Source organism: Streptoverticillium olivoreticuli subsp. olivoreticuli (genome assembly GCF_003391135.1).
GTDB classification, from domain to species: domain Bacteria; phylum Actinomycetota; class Actinomycetes; order Streptomycetales; family Streptomycetaceae; genus Streptomyces; species Streptomyces blastmyceticus.
Genome location: NZ_CP031455.1, coordinates 3,907,639 through 3,929,972, shown reverse-complemented (window position 1 = coordinate 3,929,972; position 22,334 = coordinate 3,907,639). Strand labels below are relative to the sequence as shown.

Sequence of the window (22,334 nt, the reverse complement as noted above, 5' to 3'; positions counted from 1 at the left end):
CAGGCACCGCTCATGATTCCCCCCTACGGTCGACGGGCCCGGAGGTCCCGGTCGGCGCCAGTGCTTCGGCCAGCGCGTGCTGATAACGCAGCACGGCCATTTCGGCGGCCACCAGATCACACGGAGCGCTCCACAGCATGCGGCGCGCCGCGTCGTGCCGCTCGATCAGGAAGGAGTCCTCCGCCAGGCCGTGCCGCCCCGCCTTCGCGCGGTACGCGTCCAGCCGCCCGCGCAGCTCGGCCCGCACGGCCAGCGGGGCGGTCACCGCCGCCAGCGACTCGCGGGCCCGCAGCAGTTCGTCCTCGGCCCGCTGCTCCAGCCCCTCCAGGAGCGGCGACAGACGGTGCCACCGCGCGTGCCTGCGGTGGTCGGCGGCCGCCGCCAGCTGCTCGTACAGCGCGGTCGGCGGGCCCGACACCGCGGGCACCTCGAACGCGGCGATCTTGGACAGCACCTCGGCACGCGCCTGGCGCGCCTCGTTCAGGGTGCGGTCCGCCCGCGAGAGGACGTCGCGCACGCCGAGCAGCCGCTGCTCGGCGTCCAGCCGGACGTCCAGGACGGCCTCGACCTCCCGCCGTACGTCCTCCAGGGCGCGCGCGGCGCGGTCGTAGCGCCCGGTGTCGGGGCGGCCGCCGCCCGGCGCGGAGCTGGGCGAGGCGCCCGCCCAGAAGGCCAGCGGATCGGACACCACCTCCGACCGCAGCGCGGCCAGCTCGTGGGTGATCTGCTCCAGGTCGTCACCGGAGGGGTGCTCACCGGGCCGCACGCCCACCGAGTGGGCCAGGGAGCGGACGCGCTGCAGCTCCGCCGCCAGCAGGTCGATCCGCGCGGGCAGCGCGGACCAGACCGCGTCGGCGGTGACGACCACGTCGAGCGCCTGGGCGTACCAGCCGTTCATCCGCTCCAGGAGCTCCTGGAGGCTCAGCTGCTCGCTGAGGCGGGCGGCGGTGCCCGGCGAGGTGAAGGAGAGCGTCGCGTCACCGGGCAGGGTGACGCCGCTGCCGCGCAGCAGCTCGGTGAGCTCGGACAGCTCGGTCTGGGAGGGCCAGCGGCGCCGCGCGCGCAGCTCGCGGGCGGCCGTCAGGGCCGCCGTGTAGGCGTCGAAGCACACCCACAGCCGCCCGATGAGCTGCTCGGCGGCCGCCCACCGGCTCTTGGTGGTGCCGGAGAGCTCCGCCCCTTCGAGGAGGCGCCGCCCGGCGTGGTCCTGGAGGGCGAGCAGCGAGGTCTCGACGGCCTCGTGCTCCGCGCCGAGCCTCGCCAGCGCACGGTCCACCTCCTCGCGGCTCAAGGCCGGCCCGGTGGGCCCCGCGACCGCCATCGATCCCCTCTCCTGTCCGCGGCCCTGCCGCCGACGTCTCCGTAACGGTGGTGCTCGTCGATCCTCGCGCCGGCCCGCCGTCAGTCCCGGTACTCGGGTGCCGGCGGGGCGTCCGCCCCGCCGAGGCCGGAGGCGAGCCAGTGCTGGTACGCCTGCATCCACGGGCTGTTGGCGCCACCGCTGCGGTAGTCCTCCAGCACCTTGTTGACCCGGCGTACCAGGTCCACGTCCTTGAGGTTCATCGCCACGCCGTACGGTTCGGTGGTGAACGGCTTTCCGACCAGCTCCACGGAGGGGTCCTGGGCCGCCTGGCCGGCCGCCAGGGCGTTGTCGTTGACCACCGCGTCCACCTGGCCCAGCTGGAGCCGCACCAGGCAGTCGAGGTGGTTGGGGACGGTCAGCAGGGTCGAACCGTGCGGCTCTTCCCGCACCTTGGCCTCCGCCGTGGACCCCTCGGCCGTACAGACCTTCTTCCCCTTCAGCGAGTCGTCGAACGCCTTCACCGGCGACCCCTTGGGGACCAGCACCTGCTGCCCGGCCTCGAAGTAGGCGGTGGAGAAGGCGACTTGCTTGATCCGGTCGCAGTTGATGGTCATGGTGCGCGCGATGATGTCCACCTTGCCGGACTGCACGGCGGGTATCCGGCGGTTGGTGGGGATCGCCAGGAACATGACCTTGCCGGGGTCGCCCAGGATGTCCTTGGCGATGGCGTGCACCAGGTCGATGTCGAAGCCGCTCAGCTCCCCGGTGGCGGGATTGCGGTAGCCCCAGCGGTAGCTGTTCTGGTCGACGCCCGCGATCAGCTTGCCGCGGGCCTTGATCCGCTGGACGGCCGGGCCGTCCAGGTCGCCCGTCGGCCGCAGACTGGCCGCCGGGTTCGCGCACTTCGTCGCCGAGACGCCGCGCGCCGGTCCCTCGACCGCCGCCGGCGGCCGGTCCGGGCGCTCGCGGGCGGCGCCTGTCTGGGTGGGCACCAGCACGGCGGCCGTCGCCGCCAGCGCGCAGCCCGCCGCCGTCGCGGCCGCGAGCAGCGGCCTGGAGCGCGCTCGTGTCCCGAGCGCCCGCAGTGGTGCGTTCACGCCCCTGTCTCCCCCCGTCACCGGTACTCCGACAGTCTGCGCCCGATGCCGAGCACGGCGCCCGCCGCCCCCAGGACGGCCAGCACGGCGGCGCCCTCCGCGAGGCCCGAGAGCGCGCCGCGCCCGTCGTCGGCCGCCTGCCGGAACTCGCTCTGCTCATGGTCCAGGGCCTGCCGCAGCTCGTCGTCGACGCGGTCGAAGGACTCGCCCGTGCTGCCCGTCTCGCCGATCACCTTGGGCACGGCCTGGTCGTAATAGCCGCCGTCGTCGGTGGCGCGGGCGCCGCTGTGCCGGCGCTGCCACTCCCGTACGTCCTTGATCGCCGCCTCCACGGGGGCGCGTCCCGCGGTGTCGTCGGCGAGGTCGCGGGCGCGGTCCAGGAGGCTGCCCGGCGCGGGGGCGCCCTGGCCGCCGCCGATGAGCTTGCCCATGCCGTCGCGGTAGCTCGCCTCGTAGGCGTCGTCGCCGTTCTTGGTGAGGACGGCGCCGCGCGCCACCAGGGTGAGGTTCTCGTCGCCGCGGGCCTGGAGGGAGCCGATCCGGGCCTCGTTGAGGACCTGGAGGGACTCGGCGCCGTGGGCGGAGGAGCTCTCCAGGCCGGAGCGGGCCACGCCGTGGCCGACGGCCAGCCAGAGCAGCACCACCGTGGTGGCGCCGGTCGCGGCCAGCAGGCCGTGGTTGAAGACGCGGTTGGTGCGCAGGAAGGAGCGCCGCTGGGCCCGGCCGAGCGCGGCGAGGGCCAGCACCCCGGTGCCCAGGGCGGCCCAGGGCCAGGACTTGGCGTCGCCGTAGTCGGAGCCGAGGCGGCCGGTCTCCGACTCGTACAGCCCGCGGGCGGCGGGCAGCAGGTCGTCGCGCATCCGGTCGCCCGCGTAGCGCAGATAGGCGCCGCCGAGGGGGAGGCCCTGCCGGTTGTTGGCGCGGGCGGCCTCCACCAGGCCGGTGTACTGCGGGAGGGCCGCGTTGAGCTCGGCGATCCGGCTGCGGGAGGTGTCCGAACCGGCCGTGCCGGCGGCCGCCTTGACCAGCAGCTCGGAGGCGCGCGCGATGTCCTTCTCGTACCGCTGCCGGACCGCGCGCGGCTCCTGCCCGCCCGCGAGGAAGCCGCTCGCGGCCGTGGTGTCGGCGTCGGCGAGGGAGCGGTAGATGTCCGCGGCGTCGGCGCTCAGCGGCTGGCTGCGGTGCACGACGTCGTCGGCGGCCGAGGCCCTGGCCGCGACCTGCCACGCGGTGACCGTGCCGAACGCGACCAGCAGCAGGGCCAGGACGGCGCCGATGATGCGCAGCCGCCCCGGCTCGGTCGTCGCCGCGGCCCGCAGCCGGTCGAGCGCCTCGCGCCAGGCGACGGACCGCTCGGGCGGCTGTGCGGGTGCGGGCGGCGACGGCACGGGCGTCGGTGGCGCGACGGCTCCGGCCGGCTGCGGATGGGACACGAGACCTCCCCCTCGGTCGCTGAGGGCGGCCCGTCACCCGGTGCGGTGGAGGACAGGTGCCCGGCCAGTCAGTATGGCCGCAGGGACTGACAAACACACCGGTGTCGGACCGATCTTGTTCGGATCGGGATCTTCGCCGGGGTCTGCGTCGGCCTCTGTACCCCACCACGTACGGCGGGCCCGTTCGGTTCCCGGGCCGCCGGACGACCGTCAGCGGTCGTAGGTGTAGAACTTCGTGTGGTCGAGCATGTCCGCCGGGGTGACGTTGTTCCAGGGGCGCATCGTGTCCTTGAGGTCCACGACGTTCGGGGTGCCGCCGGCGGGCAGGTAGCCCGAAGTCGGGTGCATGCGCTGCCAGTCCGACCACAGCTTGTCGATGAAGCAGTGGTGCAGCCAGAACGCCGGGTCGTTGGGGGAGTAGCCGGTGGCCATCTGGCCGCCGATCCACACGTGCACGCTGTTGTGGACGCGGCCCTGGCCGCGCCAGCCCTCCAGGTAGTTGCGGAAGCTGCCCTCGGAGAGGCTGTTGAAGGGCGCCGTGTCGTAGGTGGTCATCGCGAGCACGGCGTCCACCTGCGCGCGCGTGGGCAGCTGGGCGCCGTCGGCACCCAGTTCACGCTGGAGGTAGGGACGGTTGTCGCTGCTGGCGTTGATGTTCCACTTGCCCGTGGAGTAGGCGAACGGGCCGGTCATCACCTGGGCGTCGCGGCTGCGGCCGTTGCCGCCGAGGAAGTCGTCGCCCCAGATGGAGGCGGTGGGCGTGTTGTCGGCGGTCCAGTCCCAGTAGGGCAGCGACACCGAAGCGTCTATCTTCTGCAGCTCCCCCTCGAACTGGATCAGGAAGCGGCGGTGCCACGGGAGGAAGGACGGCGAGCGGTGGCCGACGCGGTCGGAGTTGTCGCGGTCGCTCATGATGAACTCTTCGTGCGTACGGACGAAGCCGTCGTAGATGCCGCGCTTCTTCAGCTCCAGCACCGCGTTGACGAAGTTCCGCTTGTCGGTGGCGGAGAGGCCCGCCTGGTTCTTGCGCACTGCCATGGGGGTTCGTGTTCCTTTCGGTTCGGGTTCGGTGGTCGGCAGTGGTGGATCAGTGAGCCATGTTCATCATCATCGGGACGAGCTCCGCGCCCCGGAGCTTCTCGACCGCGGCGCGGGCTATCGCGTGCGGGTCGGCGAGCGGCAGGTAGTGGTTCACGATGCTGATCCAGGTGCCGTCGCCGTTCTGCATGATGTGCAGTTCCCGGTCGTCGATGAAGACCGAGAAGCCGTCGCCGTGGTGGGCGCTCATGCTGCCGGGCTCGGCGGCCTTACCGACGATGTGCCGGCCCTGGTACATCTCGTCGAACGGCTGGGGACCGCCGTGGCCGGTGTGGCCGGAGTGGTCCATGCCGGTCATGGCGCCGCGGCCGGCGGCCATCGCGGTCGGAGCGACCAGTGCGGCACCGGCGACGGCCACGGCGGTACCTCTGAGTACAACGCGCCGGGTGATGTTGGACGACATGGGTGTCGAACCCCCCTCGAAAGGTGATCAGGAGCGCGGTTGTCACGAATGCGCCCGCAAATCCCTTTTGATGGCGGTTGCTTGTTGTATTTCGTGATCAATCCGTGCGAGGCGGATGCTCGCACGGGTGAGCGGGGGGCGAGAAATGGTTGGTCGCTTTACGGACATTCGGTGCGTGAAGGGTCAACTATCGTCAGGGGAGAAGTTTCTGGCGTATGGCCTTATTGACGCAGTGTCAGGAGAATTTCCGGCCGAAGATGATCTTGGTGGCCGTTTCTTCGGAACACGGCCGTCCGCGGTGACGGGTCTCACGGCGCGAGGATGACGCGAACGCGAGCGTGATCAGGCCAGGGCCGGGTACGGGCCGCTCGTTCCCCCAGCGGTGGCCGGGGGAACAAACACCGCTGCTACGCGAAGTGCGAGCGCAAGCGCGCGTACGCGGAAGCCGGGGCCGAGGCCCGGTCCAGGGTCAGCAGCGCCGCGCCCAGTACGGGGCGAGCCGTCACCACCACCGGTACGGCCTTCGGCGCGCGCTCCGACAGCAGCTCCACGACCCGGTCGTGCAGCAGAGGATGGCGCGCCGCCAGGACCCCACCGCCCAGGACCACGGGGACGGGCGCCTCCAGGAGATCGAGCCGCGCCAGCGCCACCGACGCCATGGCGACCACCTCCTCCGCCTGCCGGGCCACGAGCGCCCCCGCCACCGCGTCCCCCGCCGCGGCCACCGCGAACAGCAGCGGCGTGATCTCGTACTGCCGCCCCTCGTCCACCGTGCCCAGGTGCAGCGCCTCGATCAGCGCGGGCATGCCCGGCAGTCCGAAGTGCGCGGGCAGGGCGTGGGCCAGCTCGGTCGGCGCGCCGCGCCCGTCGTCCGCGCGCGCCGCCCACCACAGGGCCTCGGACGCCAGGTGGCCGCCGCCTCCCCAGTCGCCGGAGAGCCGGCCGATCGCGGGGAAGCGGGCGGTCCGGCCGCCCGGCGCCAGGCCCGCGCAGTTGATGCCCGCCCCGCACACCACGGCCACGCCCGTGGGCTCGCCCTCGTCCGGCAGCCCCGCCCGCAGCAGCGCGAAGGTGTCGTTGGCGACCGTGACCGTACGCCCCCAGCCGTGCGCCTCGATCTCGGCGGTGAGCCGTTCCTCCTCCACCGGCAGATCGGCGTTGGCCAGGCACGCCTGGACGTGGCCCACCCGCACCGGGCCGGTGTGCCCGGCCCGCGCCGCCGCCTCGGCCAGCAGCGGCCCGAGGCTCGCGACCGCCTGCCCGGCCCCCGTCCGCTGTGGCTGGAAACCCCCGCCCCGCGCCGCTCCGAGCACGGTCCCGTCCGCGGCCACCAGGGCCACGTCGGTCTTGCTGTTGCCCGCGTCGATCGCGAGCGCCGTGTTGCTCAGGCCCACGCGAGGTGCTCCCGGTTGTGCGCGACGAGGTCGTCGGTCAGCCGGTCCGCGTAGGCGACCTGGCCGATCAGCGGATGCGCGAGCAGCGCGTCGAACACCCGGCCGCGACCGCCCTTGAGCGCCGCCTCCAGCGCCAGGTGTTCATAGGCGGTGACGCCCGCGACCAGCCCGGCGAACAGCGGCTCCAAGGGGCGTACGGGAAGCGGGTGCGCGCCCCGGGCGTCCACCGACGCGGGCACCTCGATGACCGCGTCGTCCGGCAGGAACGGCAGCGTGCCGTTGTTGAGGGTGTTGACGACCTGTACGTCGCCGGTGTCGCGCAGCAGCGAGGACGTCAGCGCGACCGCCGCCTCCGAGTAGAAGGCACCGCCCCGCTTGCCCAGCAGCTCCGGCTTCTCGTCCAGCGCCGGATCGCCGTAGAGCGCCAGCAACTGCCGCTCCATCTCGGCCACCTCGGCCGCGCGCGAGGGCTTGCCCAGCAGCTCCCGTACGACCTCGTCGTGCTGGTAGAAGTAGCGCAGGTAGTACGAGGGCACGACGCCCAGGCGGTCCAGCAGCTCCCGCGGCATGTGCAGGTCGGCGGCGATGGCCTCGCCGTGCTCGGCGAGCAGCTCCGGCAGCACGTTGCGGCCGCCGACGGTCACCGACCGCTCCCAGGTGAGGTGGTTGAGCCCCACGTGCTCCAGGGCGACCGCCTCCGGCGCCACCCCCAGGTGCCGGGCGAACTTCCGCTGGAAGCCGATGGCCACGTTGCACAGCCCGACCGCCCGGTGCCCGGCGGTCAGCAGCGCCCGGGTCACGATCCCCACCGGGTTGGTGAAGTCCACGATCCACGCGCCGGGGTTGCGCCGCCGTACGCGCTCCGCGATGTCCAGCACCACCGGGACCGTGCGCAGCGCCTTGGCGAGGCCGCCCGCGCCCGTCGTCTCCTGGCCGACGCAGCCGCAGTCCAGCGGCCACGTCTCGTCCTCGTTGCGGGCGGCCTGGCCGCCCACGCGCAGCTGGAGCAGCACGGCGTCGGCGCCGTCCACGCCCGCGTCCAGGTCGGAGGTCCAGGAGATCCGGCCGGGGTGGCCCTGCCGGGCGAAGATCCGGCGCGCGAGCCCGCCGACGAGCTCCAGGCGGTCCGCGGCCGGGTCGATCAGGACGAGTTCCGCGAGCGGCAGCGTGTCGCGCAGCCGGGCGAAGCCGTCGATGAGTTCGGGGGTGTAGGTCGAGCCTCCGCCGACCACGGCGAGCTTCATGTGCGCATCATGGGAATCAGCCCTTTACTCCGGTGAGAGTGACGCCTTCGACGAAGGCTTTCTGTGCGAAGAAGAAAACGACGATGACCGGTGCCATGACCAGCAGTGTCGCCGCCATGGTCAGATTCCAGTTGACGCTGTGCGCGCTCTTGAAGGACTCCAGGCCATAACTGAGCGTCCAGGCGCCCGGGTTCTGCGCCGCGTAGATCTGCGGACCGAAGTAGTCGTTCCAGCAGTAGAAGAACTGGAAGAGCGCGACCGCCGCGATCCCCGGCTTGGCCATCGGCACGACGATGCCCAGCAGCGTGCGCAGCTCGCCGCAGCCGTCGACCTTCGCCGACTCCAGGTATTCCTTGGGAATCGTCAGCAGGAACTGCCGGAGCAGGAAGATGGAGTACGCGTCCCCGAACGCCATCGGAATGATCAGCGGCCACAGCGAGCCCGAAAGGTGCAGCTGCTGGGCCCACACCAGATACATCGGGATGACGATGACCTGGGGCGGCAGCATCATCGTGGAGATGACGAGGACGAGTGCCGTGCGGCGGCCGCGGAAGCGGAATTTGGCGAGCGCGTAGGCGACCGGGACCGAGGAGCACACGGTGAAGAGCGTGCCCAGTCCCGCGTAGAGCAGGGAGTTCCGCCACCAGTCGAGGAAGCCCGGCGTGTTGAAGACGGCCGCGTAGTTCGACCAGTTCCACTCGTGCGGCCACAGGTCGCCGCTCATCGCCTGGTCGTCGCTCATGACCGAGGTCAGGAAGACGAAGACGAACGGCAGGACGAAGAAGAGCGCGACGGCGACGGCGGTCGTGTGCACGGCTATCCAGTGCAGAACGTGACGACGGGTTCTCAACGGTCAGTCCTCCGCCGTCAGCAGACCGGCCCGCTTGCGCATCAGCAGCGAGGTCACGGCCATGGCGATGGCGAAGAGCACGAGCGAGAGCACGCACGCGGCGCCGGTGTTGAAATTCTGGAAGCCGAGCGAATAGACGAGCTGCGGCACGGTGAGCGTGGAGTGGTCGGGATAGCCGGGCTGGATGACCGTGCCGGGTCCGATGCTGACCCCGGAGGCGAGCTTTCCGGCGACCAGGGCCTGGGTGTAGTACTGCATGGTCTGCACGACCCCCGTCACCACCGCGAACATCACGATCGGCACGATCGACGGCCAGGTGACGTAGCGGAATTTCGCGAAGGCGCCCGCGCCGTCCAGCTCGGCGGCCTCGTACTGCTCCTTGGGCACGTCCAGCAGGGAGGCCATGAAGATGACCATCAGGTCGCCGATTCCCCACAGGGACAGCAGCACCAGTGAGGGCTTGGCCCAGTCGGGGTCGTTGAACCAGTTGGGGGCGGAGACGCCGACCGCCGAGAGCGCCTCGTTGACCGGCCCCGTACCGGGGTTGAGCAGGAAGACGAAGGCCACCGTCGCGGCCACGGGCGGGGCCAGATACGGCAGGTAGAAGGCCGTACGGAAGAAGCCGGCGCCCGTTTTCACCTTGGTGACGAGCAGGCCGATGCCCAGTCCGAAGGCGACGCGGAGGGCGACCATGACGACCACGAGCCAGAGGGTGTTCCACAGCGCCGGGCCGAAGAGGGGCATCTGCTCCAGCACATACCTCCAGTTCCGCAGACCGACGAAGGTCGGGGACTGGATCTGGTTGTAGTGCATGAAGGAGAAATAGACGGTGGCGAGGAGCGGATAGCCGAAGAAGACGGTGAAACCGACCAGCCAGGGGGAGAGGAAGCCGAGCGTCCGCAGTCGCTCTCGGGTGCGTTTGCGGCGCAGTTCGGGTGCTAGGGGTATCGCCATGGCGGGCTCCGTCAGTTCCGGGACTGGAGGTTGTCGTCGTCTATCTGCCGGTCGAGTGCGCGCAGCCCCTTCGCGAGGTCGTGGACCCTTCCCGCCTCGACGTCGAAGGAGAAATCGCGGAGCGAGACGATGTACTGCCCGCCGTTGACGGACGGCGGCATACCGGTGCTGCGGGGATTCGCCGCGATGTCGAGGAAGGTGCGGAAAGCGGGGTCGCGGTCCAGCTTCGGCGACGCGAGCGCGGCGTTGGTGGACGGGATGTTGTGGATGGCGTTGGCGAACGCGACCACTTGCTCGGTGTCCGCGGTCAGGAATTTCAGCAGTTCCCACGCCGCGTTCTGGTGCTTGCTGCTGTGGGCGATGCCCGCGACCGTGCCGGTGAGATAGCCGCGGCCGTAGGTGTCGGCGCGGTCGTCGGGCACCGGCATCGGGGCCGTGCCCCAGCGGAAGGACGGCTCGGCCTCGTTCAGCATCAGCCCGCGCCATTCGCCGTCCATGTGCATGGCCAGCTTCCCGGTGAGAAAGGCGTTCTGCGAGGACATCTCGTCGCCGAAGGTGGTGCGGAATCTCTCCAGCGGCCCGTAGCCGCCCTGCGCGCGGATCAGGTCCCGCTGGACGGTGAAGAACTCCGCGGTCTCGGGGGACTCGGCGAGCCGGGCCTTTCCGTCGGCGTCGAAGTACTTCGGCCCCCACTGGGCGAGAAGCCGGTCGGGGCTGTTCTGGTACAGCCGGAAGTCCGGCATGAAGCCCAGCTGCTTGTACGAGCCGCCGGAGGTCCGCTCGGTGAGCTTCACCGCGTCCTCGCGGAACTCGGACATCGTGCGCGGCGGCCGGGTGATGCCCGCTTTCTCGAAGGCGTCCTTGTTGTAGTAGAGGCCGTAGGCGTCCGCGAGAAGGGGCAGGGCGCACTGCGTTCCCTTGTAGGAGGTGTACGACAGCAGGGTCTTCGGGAAGACCTTCTCCTTGTCGAGGCCCGACTTCTTCATGAAGGGGTCGAGGTCGGCCCACATGCCCGAGGAGCAGTACTGCCCGACGTTGTCGGTGGTGAACGAGGACACCACGTCGGGCGCGTCGCCCCCGCCCGCGCGCAGTGCCTGGTTGACGGTCGCGTCGCTGACGTTGCCGGTCGACTTCACCCGGATGTTGGGGTGCAGTTCCTCGAACCGGGCGATCGCCGCGTCGACGGCCTTGACCTCGTTCTTCTCCGACCAGCCGTGCCAGAACCTCAGGGTCACCGGCCGGGTCGGATCGTCGTCGGCGCTTCCCCGGCCCGGATTCGCGCAGCCCGACAGCAGCAGTCCCGCGCAGAGCAGCAGGGGGACGAGGAGGGCCGGCGCGCGGCGGTGCGTTCGCGGCATGGCGGAACTTCCTTTGCGGCGGGGGCGGTCGGGGGAGGAGCGCGCGGGAAGGGCGGGGGCCGGTCAGGCCGTGTCGAAGACGCTGTCGCGGGCGTCGGCGAGCGCGACCCGCAGCGCTCCGGTCAGGATCGGCGAGCCCGCCACGGCGCTGAGCCGGAGCAGCGGCCGGGGCAGGGACAGCCCCGTGAGCTCGGCCTCGACCATCGCGCGCAGCCGCTCGCCGCCCGCCTTGCAGACCGCCCCGGAGAGCACCACCAGCTCCGGGTCGACCACGGCGACGACGGCCGCGAGCCCCACGGCCAGCCGCCGCCCGAGCTCGGCGAGCACGTCGTCGCCCGCCCCCGGGGTGGCGGCGGCGAGGGCCAGGGCCTCCGGCGCCGTACGGGCTTCGATGCCGTGGGCGGCGGCGAGCGCGAGCACGGCGGGGGAGGCGACGAGCATCTGGAAGCCCCCGCCGCCGTCCGGGCCCGCGGTCGCGTCCTCGCCGCCGCGCGCGAGCGGCGCGCCGGGCAGCGGCATGTAGCCGATCTCGCCCGCGCCCCCGGTGGCGCCGCGCAGCAGGTTGCCGTCGAGCACGATGGCGGCGCCGACGCCCTCGTCCGCCCAGACGAGCACGAAGTCGTCGAAGTCCTGGGCGGTGCCGTGGTGTTGCTCGGCGACGGCTGCGAGGTTGACGTCGTTCTCGATGATGACGGGCGTCCCGAGCACCGCTGTGAGCTCGTCGCGCAGGCTGCGGGACTGCCAGCCCGGCAGGTGCGGCGCGTAGCGCAGGGTCCCGGTGCGCGGGTCGAGGGCGCCCGGGGTGCCGATGACGGTGCGGTGCAGGGCGTCGTGGCCGAGGCCCGCCGCGGCGAGCGCCCCGCCGACGACCTCGGCGACGAGCGCGGCGGTCCGGGTCCGTACGGGCTCGGCCGTCGCCTCCGCCTCGACGCGGTGCTCGCCGACGACCTGCCCGGTGATGTCCGCGACCACCGCGGTGACGCCCTCGGGGTCCACGGCGAGCGCGGCGACGTGGGCGACGCCCGGGTTCACCTCGTACAACTGGGCGCTGGGCCCGGGCCGGCCGGTGACGCTGCCGGTCGGACGCACCAGCCCGGCGGCTTCCAGCCGGGTCAGGAGCTGCGAGGCGGTGGGCTTGGACAGCCCGGTCAGCTCGCCGAGGCGGGTGCGGGTGAGGGGGCCGTGGGCGATGAGCAGATCGAGGGCGGCCCGGTCGTTCATGGCGCGCAGCACGCGTGGTGTCCCGGGGGTCCCGGCCATGGCCTCCGCCTCGTCTGTTAGGAAACTTTCCTATCGATGAACGAGACGTTAAACCCGCGATAAAGGTGGCGTCAATGGGTGCGGCCCGGCGGTTATCTGATGCGCGGCTCCGCCGAGGCCGGGGCTCCGCCCGGACCCCGGCCGCTGGCCGGTTGCCGCCTGCGGCGGGCTTCTTCCCCAGCCCCGCCCCTTCCCGAAACCGGGGAGACCCCGGACCCCCAGCGCCCTGCGGGCGCGTCCTCAATCGCCGGACGGGCTGAAATCAGCCCGTCCGGCGTTTGAGGACACCGCGCGAAGCGTGGTTCGGGGGTCTGGGGGCTTGCCCCCAGTTCGGGAAGGGGCGGGGCTGGGGAAACAAACCGCCGGGCCGCACCTGAGCGGGGGTCCGGGGCGGAGCCCCGGCCTCGGCGGAGCCGAGCATCAGACGCTGAGGGAAGGGGCGGGGCTGGGGAACAAGCCCGCCGCAGGCGAATCACTTGCCCAGCGAAGGCCCCGGCGGTATCGGGACAGTGGCCTGGGACTGCGGAGACGTGGGGTTCGCCAGAGCAGACGGCGCGGCGACACTCGCCGAAGGGTCGGGCGACGCCGTCTCCAGGTCCGCATCCAGCGGCCGCCCCACGATGCGGATCCCCTCCGCATCCAGCTCCCGCTTGATCCGCCAGCGAAGCTCCCGCTCCACCCCCAGCGCCACCCCCGGCATCGTCTTCGCGGACACCCGGATGACGACGGAGTCGAGGTAGACGGCGTCCAGGCCGAGCACCTCGACCGGCTCCCACAGCCGCTCGTTCCACGGCTCGTCCTTCTGCATCTCCTCGCCGACCCGGGTGATGATCCCGCGCACCCGGTCCAGGTCCTCGTCCGAGCGGACCTGGATGTCGACGCCCGCCGTGGCCCAGCCCTGGCTGAGGTTGCCGATGCGCTTGACCTCGCCGTTGCGCACGTACCAGATGGCGCCGTTGGAGCCGCGCAGCTTGGTGACGCGCAGGCCCACCTCGATGACGGTGCCGGTGGCGACGCCCGCGTCCACCTCGTCACCGACGCCGTACTGGTCCTCCAGGATCATGAAGACGCCGGACAGGAAGTCCGTGACCAGGTTGCGGGCGCCGAAACCGATGGCCACACCGGCCACACCGGCGCTCGCGAGCAGCGGGGCCAGATTGATCTTCAGCACGGACAGCACGGTCAGCGCCGCCGTGCCCATGATGAGGAACGAGGTGACGCTGCGCAGCACCGAGCCGATGGCCTCGGAGCGCTGCCTGCGCCGCTCCGCGTTGACCAGCAGACCGCCGAGCGCCGTGCCGTCGAGGGACTCGGTGGTGCGGTTCATGCGGGCTATGAGCTTGGTGATGGCCCGCCGGATCAGGGACCGCATCACGATCGCGATCACCACGATCAGGATCATGCGCAGGCCGTTGCTGAGCCAGATGGACCAGTTCTCCTCCACCCAGCCCGCGGCGTCGTTCGCCGTCCGTTGCGCCTCGTCCAGGGAGACAGGACGGGGCGTCGAGTCGGCAGCCAGGGCAGCGGACCAGAACACAGCAGTAACCCTCCGTATGAGCCACGCCCGCGGCGGAACGGCCGCGCGGGCAGCTCACCACACTAACGGGGCAGCCGCGTTCCTCCGTTGCTCTGTTCGAGATGGGGCCGGTCTTGAGCGGGGGATGAACACACTGTGTTCCAAAACACCCGTGGCCCGTTACCCGACGATGGTGGCGCTCCGGCCGGGGGCCGGGGGACACTTGCAGGAGATCGTCCCGGCGCGAGCCACGCGCCGCCGGCGTACAAGGAGGCACCCGTGCCGCATGTCCTGGTCCTCAATGCGTCGTACGAGCCGCTCGGCGTCGTACCGCTCCGCCGCGCGCTCATACTCGTCCTCAACGAAAAGGCCGTCAGCCTCGAGGACTCCGGCGCCTATATGCACAGCGCGACCTGCACCATTCCCGCACCCAGCGTCGTCCGGCTGAAGCGCTTTGTGCGGGTGCCCTTTCGGGGGCCCGTTCCGCTCACCCGCCGCGCCCTCTTCGCCCGTGACGGCGGCCGATGCGCGTACTGCGGTGGCGTCGCAACCAGCGTCGATCACGTCGTCCCGCGCAGCCGTGGTGGCCAGCACGCCTGGGAGAACGTGGTGGCCGCGTGCCGCCGCTGCAACCACGTCAAGGCCGACCGGCACGTCGCCGAGCTGGGGTGGAGGCTGCGGCATCAGCCGGCACCGCCGTCCGGGCTGGCGTGGCGCATCATCGGCACGGGGCATAGGGACCCGCGCTGGCTGCCTTATCTGGAGGCATTCGGCGCGGAGGACGCGATGGCCCGGATCGACGGCATTTCCGCCTGAGTCGACCGGGCCGTTGTCATAAGGTGCGCGGTCACCCGCGCGTGCGGCGATGGCCCGGTCTCACGGCTTCTCCGTGCCCTTCTCCTGCTTGTCCGCCACCGCGTACGCCTCCACCTCCGTCAGCGCGTAGGCGTCGTCCGTCGCCCGCTTCCCGCCCTGGACCCGGACGAACCGGGCCTCCGGCGCGTCCATCCGCACCGTCTCCTCCCCGCCCCTGCCCCGGTCGACGACCGCCGCGTCCCGCCAGGTCCGGCCGTCCGGGGAGACCTGGACGCGGTAGCGGGACGGGTGCCCGTCCCGCCAGTGCAGCACGAGGCTGCCCAGCCGGGCCGGGCGCGCCAGCTCCAGCTGCCACCAGGCACCGTCGTCGGGCTCGACGGCCCACCAGGTCCCGGGGTCGCCGTCGACGGCCGCCGACGCCGGGTGGCGGCCCGACGCGTCGCCCGAGGACACAGCCTTCGCGCCGCGCGCCAGGTCCGGGCCGCCGACCGGCGGGTACGCCCGCACGGTCAGGGTCCGCTCCACGTCCCCGAGCCGGATCGGCACGGTGAAGGTCCGGGCCGGGGACCCGGCGGGCACGGACAGCTCGATGCGGGCCGTCGTCACGCCCCCGCGCGCCACCGCGAGCTCCGGCGGCGCCTTGACGGTCACGCCCGACGGAGCCTGCACGGTGAGCTTCTCGCGGACCGCGTCCGGCCGCCGGTTGATCATCCGGACGTCCACGGCCGCGGGCTGCCCGCCGGTCTCCGTGTCCACGTCACCGCGCGTGAGCTCGAAGTCGGCCGACGGGGTGTCCCCGAACCACGGCGCGATCTCGTGCACGGCGGGCGGAGCGCTGCCGTCCGCCCAGACCAGCCGCAGCGCGTCGGCCCGTAGGCCCTTGCCCGGCGACTGGGTCCAGCCGCTGTCGGACACCGCGCCGAGCGGCTGCCAGCCCCTGGCCGGGTCATGGGCCTCGACCGTGCCCCGCACGCCCTTGCCCGGCGCGGTGAGCACGGTGACCGCCGTCAGCGGGTGCCGCCCCGCCAGCCGTACGGTCAGCGGGGTGCCCGCGCGCGGTGTCGTCGCCGTCGTGGGGTCGCCGTCCGTCGCCGCGCCCGCCGTGCGCACCGGCCGGTCCACGCCCGTCCAGCCGTTCGCACGGGCCAGGGCCCGGTCCAGGAACGGCGCCAGCACCCCCTTGCCGACCGTCACCGGGCTGTCGTCGATCCGCTCCCGCAGCCCCTGCACGTCGAGCTGGGCCCGCCAGGCCGCCGCGCCGTCGCCGCGCGCCTGCGCGGTGAGCATGTCCACGGCCCGCACGCCCGCCTCGCCGTGCCGCGCCAGCTGGTCCAGCCACGGCCGCACCTCGCCGCCGAAGCCGTCGAGGGTCCGGGTCAGACGGCCAGGAGCGTCCCGCATCGTGCCGAAGGCCGACCGCAGCCGGTCCGCCGCCTCGGCCAGCCGGACCTGGTCCGTACCCGACAGCGCCTCCCAGAAGGCGTCCAGCAGCGGGCGCAGATACGCCGACTCCTCGCCGCCGAGCACGGAGGAGGCGTCGTTGCCCGCCAGCGCCCGCAGCGCCTCGCGGGTCGGACCGTCCGGGCCCGCCAGGTCGTCGACGGCCGCCTGCCACGACTTCTCGGGGCGGTAGCCGCGCGGGTTCCAGGCGTAGTCGGCGGCGGTGAACAGCGGGATGCGCGAAGCGGTCGGCTGCGCGGCGGCGTTGGCCAGCAGCGCGGCCGAGCCGGTCGCCACGGCCGGCTCCCGGCCGGTGTACGGGCCGAGGAAGATGCGGTCCCCGGCGAAGTCGTTCACCGGGTAGTTGTCCATGGTGACCAGCGGGTGCGCGAACGCCGCGTGCGCGTCGGAGAGTTCACCGCCGGTGATGGTCCTGGGCACCACCCCGACCCCCGTCCACGCCACCTCCACCCGCGGGTCGAGCGCGTCGGCCAGCGCCCGCCGGAAGGCGGTCCGGCCGTCCTGGTAGTACTCGGTCGGCAGCAGCGACAGCGGAGCGGCCTCGCCGCCCTTGGCCGCCAGGTGCGCGGCGATCGCGCCCGCGACCTTCGCCTGCGCCTTCGCCGCCGCCTTCGGCCCGGAGCCGAACGCCTGCGCGTCCGCGTCGCAGTGCCACTCGCTGTAGCTCACGTCCTGGAACTGCAGCTGGAAGGCGCGCACCCCCAGCGCCCACATCCCGTCGATCTTCCGCTTGAGGTCCCGCAGGTCCCCGCCGGACGAGAAGCACATCGACTGCCCCGGCGCGACCGCCCAGCCCAGCGTCACGTGGTTGCGGCGGGCCCGCTCGGCCAGCGCGCGGAAGTCGGCGCGCTGCGCGGCGGGGTACGGGGCGCGCCAGCGGGCCTGGCGGTAGGGGTCGTCGCCGGGCGCGTAGAGATACCGGTTCTGCTTCGTCCGCCCCATGAAGTCCAGCTGCGCCAGCCGCTGTTCGCGGGACCACGGCCGTCCGTAGAACCCCTCGGTCAGCCCGCGCACCGCCGTGCCCGGCCAGTCGCGGATCACCGCACCGGCGAATGCCTGCCCGCCGTCGCGCGCCACCGCCAACTGCCGCAGCGTCTGCGCCGCGTGGAACAGCCCGTCCGGGCCGTTGCCCGACAGCGCCGCCGTCGGCCGACCGTCGACCTGGCCGGTCGCGAGGCGGTAGCCGCCCGTGGGCAGGTCACCGGCGGCGGGCGCGCCCAGCGCTTTGAGGGCGTCCTCGGCGGCCTGCCCGCCCGCGTAGACGATCAGCCCGCTCGGCGGCGGGGTGCCGCCGGGCGCGGCGTCGACGACCGTACGGGCACCGGCCGCGCGCAGGATGGCGCGGAGCGCGTCGATCGCGTACGGATCGGTGCCGTTGTCGGCCATGAGGGTGACCTGGTCGCCGACCGGGACGTACGCCCCCAGCGCGCGCGAGGTCTGCGGGCGCGGCCACACCGGCGGCAGACCGGACTCGCCCTCCCGGTCGGGCACGGACGTCGCCGTGCCGTCCGGCCGGGGCTCGGCGAGGGCATCGGACGAGCCGCCCAGCAGCCCGCCGAGGAGGGCCGCGGCCAGCACGGTGACCCCGGCGCGGCGGGGGTGGGCGAACGAGGAGTCACTGCCCCGGAAGTGCACGGCCGTCTCCTCATTGTTTCCGGTGTTCCCCGTGTTCCCCGTGTCGGTGAGGGTCGAGCCCATCACCAGCCGGTGAACGTGTCAACGGACGTGACCGAAGTGCGCTTATTGCCCGGCGAGTCTGGGTGGCCGTCTACTCCCGGGGCTCCGCCCCGGACCCCGAACCGCCCCGGTTCGGGAAGGGGCGGGGTGGGGAAAGAACTGTGTCTGCGGGCCCGGTCAGTGGGTAGGCCAAGACATGACCCACCCCCGTCACCCACAGGAGGCCCCCGTGGCCGCGTCAGCCCAACTGCTGCTCTCCGCTCTCACCAGCTGCTCGGAACCGCCCCTGACCAGCGAACCTCCCCTCGCCGACACCACCCCCCTGACCAGCGAACCCCCGCTCACCCCCGAGCCGCCCCTCACCAGCGAACCCACCACCCGCACCCCCTGTGGCACGGAGAACCCGGAGATCTGAGGAGGCCCGGATGGGCAGAGCGCACCTCGCAGCCCTGCACGGCGTCGCCACCTCCTACGCTCCCGCGCCCGGCCGGAGCGTCCCGGTGTCCGAGGACACCGTCGTCGCCGTCCTCGCCGCCCTGGGCGTCGACGCGTCCACCCCCCGGTCCGTCCAGGAGGCGCTGGAGGCCCGCGCGCAGGCGGACGCCCTGCGGCTGCTGCCCGCCACGGTGGTGCTGCGCCCTTCCCGGCCGGAGCTGCCCGCGCTGCCGGAGGGCACGCTGCTGCGGGTCGAGACCGAGGACGGGCGCAGTGTCGCGTGGGAGGGGCCCACGGGAGCCCCGACCGGCGCTCGGGACACCGCGTGCGCCGATGGCTCGCCGCACGCAACCGATGATTTCTTCGGCGGCCTGCCGTACGGCCGTCACCTCCTGCGCGCCCACGCCCCCGACGGCCGGACCGCCGGCGCGTCCCTGATCGTCGCCCCCGAGCGGCTGCCCGCGCCCCCGGGTCGCGCCCACGGCTTCCTCGTCCAGCTGTACTCCCTGCTGTCCGCCCGCTCCTGGGGCATGGGCGACCTCGGCGACCTGGCGGAGCTCGCGGCCTGGTCGGGGCGTACGTACGGCTCGGACTTCGTGCAGGTCAACCCGCTGCACGCGGCCGTGCCCGGCACCCATGGCGCGCCCACCGACCCCTCGCCCTACCGCCCCTCCTCCCGCCGCTTCCCCGACCCCGTGCACCTGCGGGTCGAGGACGTCACGGAGTACGCCCACCTCACCGGCGCCGCGCGCGAGCGCGCCGGGACGCTCCTGACCAGGGCCGCCGCCCTGCGGGACGGTGTGCTGTGCGGGGCCGAGCTCATCGACCGGGACGCCGTGTGGGCGCTCAAGCGGCGGGCGCTGGAGCTCGTACGGGCCGTGCCGCCCGGCCCCGGGCGCCGGGCCGCGTACGACGCCTTCCGCACCGAACAGGGCCGGGCGCTGGAGGACCACTCCACCTGGTGCGCGCTCGCCGAGGAGCACGGCGCCGACTGGCGGGGCTGGCCCGGCGGCCTGAAGGACCCCCGCTCCGCCGCCACGGCCCGCGCCCGCGAGGAACTCCACGACCGTGTCGACTTCCACTGCTGGCTCGCCTGGCTGACCGACGAGCAGCTGGCCGCCGCGCAGCGAGCGGCGCGCGAGGCGGGCATGCGCGTCGGGCTCGTCCACGACCTGGCCGTCGGCGTCCACCCCTCGGGCGCCGACGCCTGGGCGCAGCAGGACGCCTTCGCCGCGGGCATGTCCATCGGCGCGCCCCCCGACGCCTTCAACTCCCGCGGCCAGGACTGGGGCCTGCCGCCCTGGCGGCCCGACGCCCTGGAGGCCGGCGGCTACGGCCCGTACCGCGACCTGCTGCGCGGCCTGCTGCGGCACGCGGGCGCGCTGCGGATCGACCACGTGATGGGCCTGTTCCGCCTGTGGTGGGTCCCGGAGGGCCGCGAACCGACGCTGGGCACGTACGTCCGCTACGACCCGGAGGCCATGCTCGGCGTCCTCGCCCTTGAAGCCCACCGAGCGGACGCCACCGTCATGGGGGAGGACCTCGGCACGGTCGAGCCGGGTGTCCGCGACGCGCTCGCCGAGCGGGGCGTGCTGGGCACCTCGGTGCTGTGGTTCGAACGGGACTGGGCGCGGGAGCCCGCCGAGCCCCTGGAGCCCGCCCGGTGGCGCACGTCCTGCCTGGCCACCGCCACCACCCACGACCTGCCGAGCACCGCCTCCCGCCTGACCGGCGACCACATCGGGCTGCGCCACCGGCTCGGCCTCCTCGGCCGCCCGCTCGCCGACGAGCAGCGGGAGGACGCGCGCGAGGTCGCCGAGTGGCTGGCGCTCTTCCGGCGGCTGGGCCTGCTCCCGGAAGGGGAGGTCGACGAGGAGACCGCGGTCCGGGCCGTCCACCGCTATCTGCTGCTCACCCCGGCGCGCATGATCGGCGTCTGGCTGCCGGACACGGTCGGGGACCGGCGGCCGCAGAACCTGCCCGGCACCTGGGACCAGTACCCCAACTGGCGACTGCCCGTCGCCGACGCCACCGGCCGCCCCGTCTCCCTGGAGGAACTGGTCGCCTCGCCCCGGCTGCACGCCCTGATGCAGGAGGTCAGAGGGGTGAGGTCTCCATAGGCCACCCCGGACGCGCGGTCCGAGCGAGTGTCCGATACGTTGAGCCCGTGAGCAATAAGGTCAACAAGAACGCCGTGCGTGCCGGTGCCATCGCCACCGGCACAATGCTGATGCTGCTGATGTCGTCCCCCGCGTTCGCGCTCACCCGCGACGACGGCGACGACCCGGGCCCGGGCCTGAGCGTGCTCGACACCCTCGGCCTCTACGTCGCCGCACCGATCGTCCTCTTCCTGGTGATCGCCGGCATCGTCATGGTCGCCGCCAGGCACTCGGACAACCCTCACACGCACAACACGCACCACCCGCGCACGCGCTGACCCCTCCTTCTTCCGCCGCCCGGCACCACTGCCCCTTTTCGGGGCGGGGTGCCGGGCGGTTCTGTCTGCGTGCGTGGGGTCACCCCTCTTGGCGGAAGTCCAGCATGTGGAAGACCTTGTCGTAGCGGCGTGCGCCGACGGCGACGAAGTCGGGCAGCCGGCCGTATTCGCTGAAGCCCAGCGACCGGTAGAGGTGCAGGGCGTTGCTGTTGTCGCCCCGGGCGTCCAGGGTGAGAACCTCGATTCCCGCCCGCCTGGCGTCAGCGATCAAGGCGGCGGTCAGCGCCCGACCGACGCCGCGGCCATGGGCGGCGGCATCCACCGCGATCTTCTCCAGATCGGCGTGCGGACGATGGGTCGGTCGCGCGTAGCGCAGCCAGTACCCCAGCCCGACCAGCCGGCGGTCGACGTAGGCGGCACGCAGCGCCGCGTCGCCGGCGTGCGCCGCGGAGACGACGTGGTCGAGGAGTTCCGCCACCTCATCGGGCGAGGGAGGTTCGACCCAGCCGAGTGCCGCACCTCCACGGACCAGGTCCGCCAGGATCCGATGGGCCGACTCCGCGAACTGTGCCCCGAGGTCCGGATCGGCCGTCACCTCCGTCGCGTCGAGGACGACGGGCTCACGGGTCGCGCTGCTGGTCATGGCCGTATTCATGGCCGGCAGCCTAATCAGCCCAAGTCCCGGCCGCGATGTCGGACCTGCCCGTTAGCCTGGCGCCATGCCTTTGATGAGCCATGCCGCGCTGAACGCCCAGGAGTTCGTCGTCCCAGTGGAAGCGAGGACCCGTTGAACACCGCGTTCCACGCATTGCATCACGCGGACCGGCCGTTGTTGCTGCCCAACGCCTGGGACTTCGCGTCGGCCGCGGCGCTGGCCGCTGAGGGGTTCGCCGCCATCGGCACGACCAGCCTAGGTGTGGCCGCGGCCAACGGCCTGCCCGACGCCGCGGGGTTGGCCCGCGACGAGACCGTGGCGCTGGCGAGGAGGCTGGTCCGGTTGCCGTGTCCGGTCACCGTCGACATCGAGGCGGGCTTCAGCGCCGACCCGGGGGAAGTGGGTGACCTGGTAGCCGAGTTGGCCGACCTCGGGGTCGCCGGGATCAACCTGGAGGACGGGCGCGGCGACCGACTGGCCGACCCCGCGACGCAGGCGGCGTTGATCCGCGCGGTGAAGAGCCGGGCGCCCGAAGTCTTCCTCAACGCCCGCGCGGACACCTACTGGCTGGGGGTCGACGCTTCGGTGCCCGCGACGCTGGACCGCGCGCGACGGTACGTGGACGCGGGCGCCGACGGGATCTTCGTGCCGGGCCTGGCCAAGGAGGAGGACATCGCCGCCGTGACCGCCGCGGTACCGGTGCCGGTCAACGTGCTGCACCTGCCCGCCCTCGGCCTCGACCGGTTGGCGGATCTGGGCGTGCGGCGGGTCAGCACCGGCTCCCTGCTCTTCCGCGCGGCCCTGAACGCCACGGTCACCACGGCAGTCGCGGTCCGGGACGGCGAGCCGCTGCCCGCCGGCATCCCCGGCTACGCGGAGGCCGACGCGCTCAGTCGCTGATCGCCTGCGCGCACGGCTCCGGTCCTTGGGGAAGTCGGGCCTT

General features: G+C 72.9%; 19 protein-coding genes. 5 read left to right on the top strand and 14 right to left on the bottom strand.

The features are described from left to right. Window positions 1-10: 10 nt before the first annotated feature. The 12 genes from DXZ73_RS17070 to DXZ73_RS17015 form a co-directional block, all read right to left on the bottom strand. Window positions 11-1,321 carry a hypothetical protein gene (locus tag DXZ73_RS17070; protein ID WP_116211854.1) on the bottom strand — a complete coding sequence of 437 codons (1,311 nt, stop codon included), beginning with the start codon at window positions 1,319-1,321 and terminating at the stop codon, window positions 11-13. Between the two features lie 80 nt (window positions 1,322-1,401). Continuing rightward, the gene (locus DXZ73_RS17065; RefSeq protein ID WP_240351380.1) at window positions 1,402-2,400 is read right to left on the bottom strand and encodes a glutamate ABC transporter substrate-binding protein; all 999 of its coding nucleotides are present in this window, start codon (window positions 2,398-2,400) and stop codon (window positions 1,402-1,404) included. A 17-nt stretch (window positions 2,401-2,417) separates the two neighbouring features. After that, the gene (locus DXZ73_RS17060) at window positions 2,418-3,833 is read right to left on the bottom strand and encodes a hypothetical protein (RefSeq protein ID WP_240351379.1); all 1,416 of its coding nucleotides are present in this window, start codon (window positions 3,831-3,833) and stop codon (window positions 2,418-2,420) included. Between the two features lie 210 nt (window positions 3,834-4,043). Then, window positions 4,044-4,871 (bottom strand): tyrosinase MelC2, encoded by an 828-nt coding sequence (gene melC2, locus DXZ73_RS17055; RefSeq protein ID WP_116211852.1) that lies wholly within the window; start codon window positions 4,869-4,871, stop codon window positions 4,044-4,046. 49 nt (window positions 4,872-4,920) lie between these two features. Then, window positions 4,921-5,334 (bottom strand): apotyrosinase chaperone MelC1, encoded by a 414-nt coding sequence (gene melC1 / locus DXZ73_RS17050; protein ID WP_116211851.1) that lies wholly within the window; start codon window positions 5,332-5,334, stop codon window positions 4,921-4,923. Window positions 5,335-5,741: 407 nt separating this feature from the next. After that, the gene (locus DXZ73_RS17045; protein ID WP_116211850.1) at window positions 5,742-6,728 is read right to left on the bottom strand and encodes an N-acetylglucosamine kinase; all 987 of its coding nucleotides are present in this window, start codon (window positions 6,726-6,728) and stop codon (window positions 5,742-5,744) included. Beyond that, window positions 6,719-7,972, bottom strand: coding sequence for a 6-phospho-beta-glucosidase (locus tag DXZ73_RS17040; RefSeq protein ID WP_116211849.1), 1,254 nt, complete (start codon window positions 7,970-7,972; stop codon window positions 6,719-6,721). Before DXZ73_RS17040 ends, DXZ73_RS17045 begins: the two co-directional genes overlap by 10 nt. Window positions 7,973-7,988: 16 nt before the next feature. Continuing rightward, entirely contained in the window at window positions 7,989-8,822 is an 834-nt protein-coding gene (locus tag DXZ73_RS17035) for a carbohydrate ABC transporter permease (RefSeq protein WP_240351378.1), read from the bottom strand. Between the two features lie 3 nt (window positions 8,823-8,825). Continuing rightward, complete coding sequence (locus tag DXZ73_RS17030) at window positions 8,826-9,776, bottom strand: carbohydrate ABC transporter permease (RefSeq protein WP_116211848.1); 951 nt, start codon at window positions 9,774-9,776, stop codon at window positions 8,826-8,828. 11 nt (window positions 9,777-9,787) lie between these two features. Beyond that, the gene (locus DXZ73_RS17025; RefSeq protein WP_116211847.1) at window positions 9,788-11,134 is read right to left on the bottom strand and encodes an ABC transporter substrate-binding protein; all 1,347 of its coding nucleotides are present in this window, start codon (window positions 11,132-11,134) and stop codon (window positions 9,788-9,790) included. A gap of 63 nt (window positions 11,135-11,197) precedes the next feature. Further along, entirely contained in the window at window positions 11,198-12,394 is a 1,197-nt protein-coding gene (locus tag DXZ73_RS17020; protein ID WP_116211846.1) for an ROK family transcriptional regulator, read from the bottom strand. 472 nt (window positions 12,395-12,866) lie between these two features. Further along, window positions 12,867-13,931 carry a mechanosensitive ion channel family protein gene (locus tag DXZ73_RS17015; RefSeq protein ID WP_116211845.1) on the bottom strand — a complete coding sequence of 355 codons (1,065 nt, stop codon included), beginning with the start codon at window positions 13,929-13,931 and terminating at the stop codon, window positions 12,867-12,869. A gap of 258 nt (window positions 13,932-14,189) precedes the next feature. On the opposite strand from DXZ73_RS17015, the gene DXZ73_RS17010 reads away from it, so the two are divergent. Next, a complete protein-coding gene (locus tag DXZ73_RS17010) occupies window positions 14,190-14,726 on the top strand; it encodes an HNH endonuclease (RefSeq protein WP_116211844.1) in 537 nt (178 codons plus the stop codon). A gap of 60 nt (window positions 14,727-14,786) precedes the next feature. On the opposite strand, the gene DXZ73_RS17005 is transcribed toward DXZ73_RS17010, so the two are convergent. Then, window positions 14,787-17,822: a beta-N-acetylglucosaminidase domain-containing protein gene (locus DXZ73_RS17005; protein ID WP_240351377.1), complete on the bottom strand. Its 3,036-nt coding sequence runs from the start codon at window positions 17,820-17,822 to the stop codon at window positions 14,787-14,789. Between the two features lie 271 nt (window positions 17,823-18,093). Between DXZ73_RS17005 and DXZ73_RS17000 the strand changes: the two genes are divergently transcribed. The 3 genes from DXZ73_RS17000 to DXZ73_RS16990 are packed head-to-tail and all read left to right on the top strand — an operon-like array spanning window position 18,094 to window position 20,736. Further along, window positions 18,094-18,279 carry a hypothetical protein gene (locus tag DXZ73_RS17000; RefSeq protein ID WP_116211842.1) on the top strand — a complete coding sequence of 62 codons (186 nt, stop codon included), beginning with the start codon at window positions 18,094-18,096 and terminating at the stop codon, window positions 18,277-18,279. Between the two features lie 10 nt (window positions 18,280-18,289). Continuing rightward, complete coding sequence (malQ, locus tag DXZ73_RS16995) at window positions 18,290-20,419, top strand: 4-alpha-glucanotransferase (RefSeq protein ID WP_116211841.1); 2,130 nt, start codon at window positions 18,290-18,292, stop codon at window positions 20,417-20,419. Between the two features lie 47 nt (window positions 20,420-20,466). Beyond that, a complete protein-coding gene (locus DXZ73_RS16990; RefSeq protein WP_116211840.1) occupies window positions 20,467-20,736 on the top strand; it encodes a hypothetical protein in 270 nt (89 codons plus the stop codon). 79 nt (window positions 20,737-20,815) lie between these two features. Here DXZ73_RS16990 and DXZ73_RS16985 read toward each other — a convergent pair whose 3' ends face one another. Continuing rightward, complete coding sequence (locus DXZ73_RS16985; RefSeq protein WP_116215667.1) at window positions 20,816-21,379, bottom strand: GNAT family N-acetyltransferase; 564 nt, start codon at window positions 21,377-21,379, stop codon at window positions 20,816-20,818. A gap of 144 nt (window positions 21,380-21,523) precedes the next feature. Between DXZ73_RS16985 and DXZ73_RS16980 the strand changes: the two genes are divergently transcribed. Next, the gene (locus tag DXZ73_RS16980; protein WP_240351375.1) at window positions 21,524-22,291 is read left to right on the top strand and encodes an isocitrate lyase/PEP mutase family protein; all 768 of its coding nucleotides are present in this window, start codon (window positions 21,524-21,526) and stop codon (window positions 22,289-22,291) included. Window positions 22,292-22,334 lie beyond the last annotated feature (43 nt).

Bases quoted from the DNA above. Each gene is read 5' to 3' on its own strand.
- DXZ73_RS17070 (WP_116211854.1), bottom strand. From the start codon at position 1,321: ATGGCGGTCGCGGGGCCCACCGGGCCGGCCTTGAGCCGCGAGGAGGTG.
- DXZ73_RS17025 (WP_116211847.1), bottom strand. From the start codon at position 11,134: ATGCCGCGAACGCACCGCCGCGCGCCGGCCCTCCTCGTCCCCCTGCTG.
- DXZ73_RS16985 (WP_116215667.1), bottom strand. From the start codon at position 21,379: ATGACCAGCAGCGCGACCCGTGAGCCCGTCGTCCTCGACGCGACGGAG.
- DXZ73_RS17030 (WP_116211848.1), bottom strand. From the start codon at position 9,776: ATGGCGATACCCCTAGCACCCGAACTGCGCCGCAAACGCACCCGAGAG.
- melC2 (WP_116211852.1), bottom strand. From the start codon at position 4,871: ATGGCAGTGCGCAAGAACCAGGCGGGCCTCTCCGCCACCGACAAGCGG.
- malQ (WP_116211841.1), top strand. From the start codon at position 18,290: ATGGGCAGAGCGCACCTCGCAGCCCTGCACGGCGTCGCCACCTCCTAC.
- DXZ73_RS17040 (WP_116211849.1), bottom strand. From the start codon at position 7,972: ATGAAGCTCGCCGTGGTCGGCGGAGGCTCGACCTACACCCCCGAACTC.
- DXZ73_RS17020 (WP_116211846.1), bottom strand. From the start codon at position 12,394: ATGGCCGGGACCCCCGGGACACCACGCGTGCTGCGCGCCATGAACGAC.
- melC1 (WP_116211851.1), bottom strand. From the start codon at position 5,334: ATGTCGTCCAACATCACCCGGCGCGTTGTACTCAGAGGTACCGCCGTG.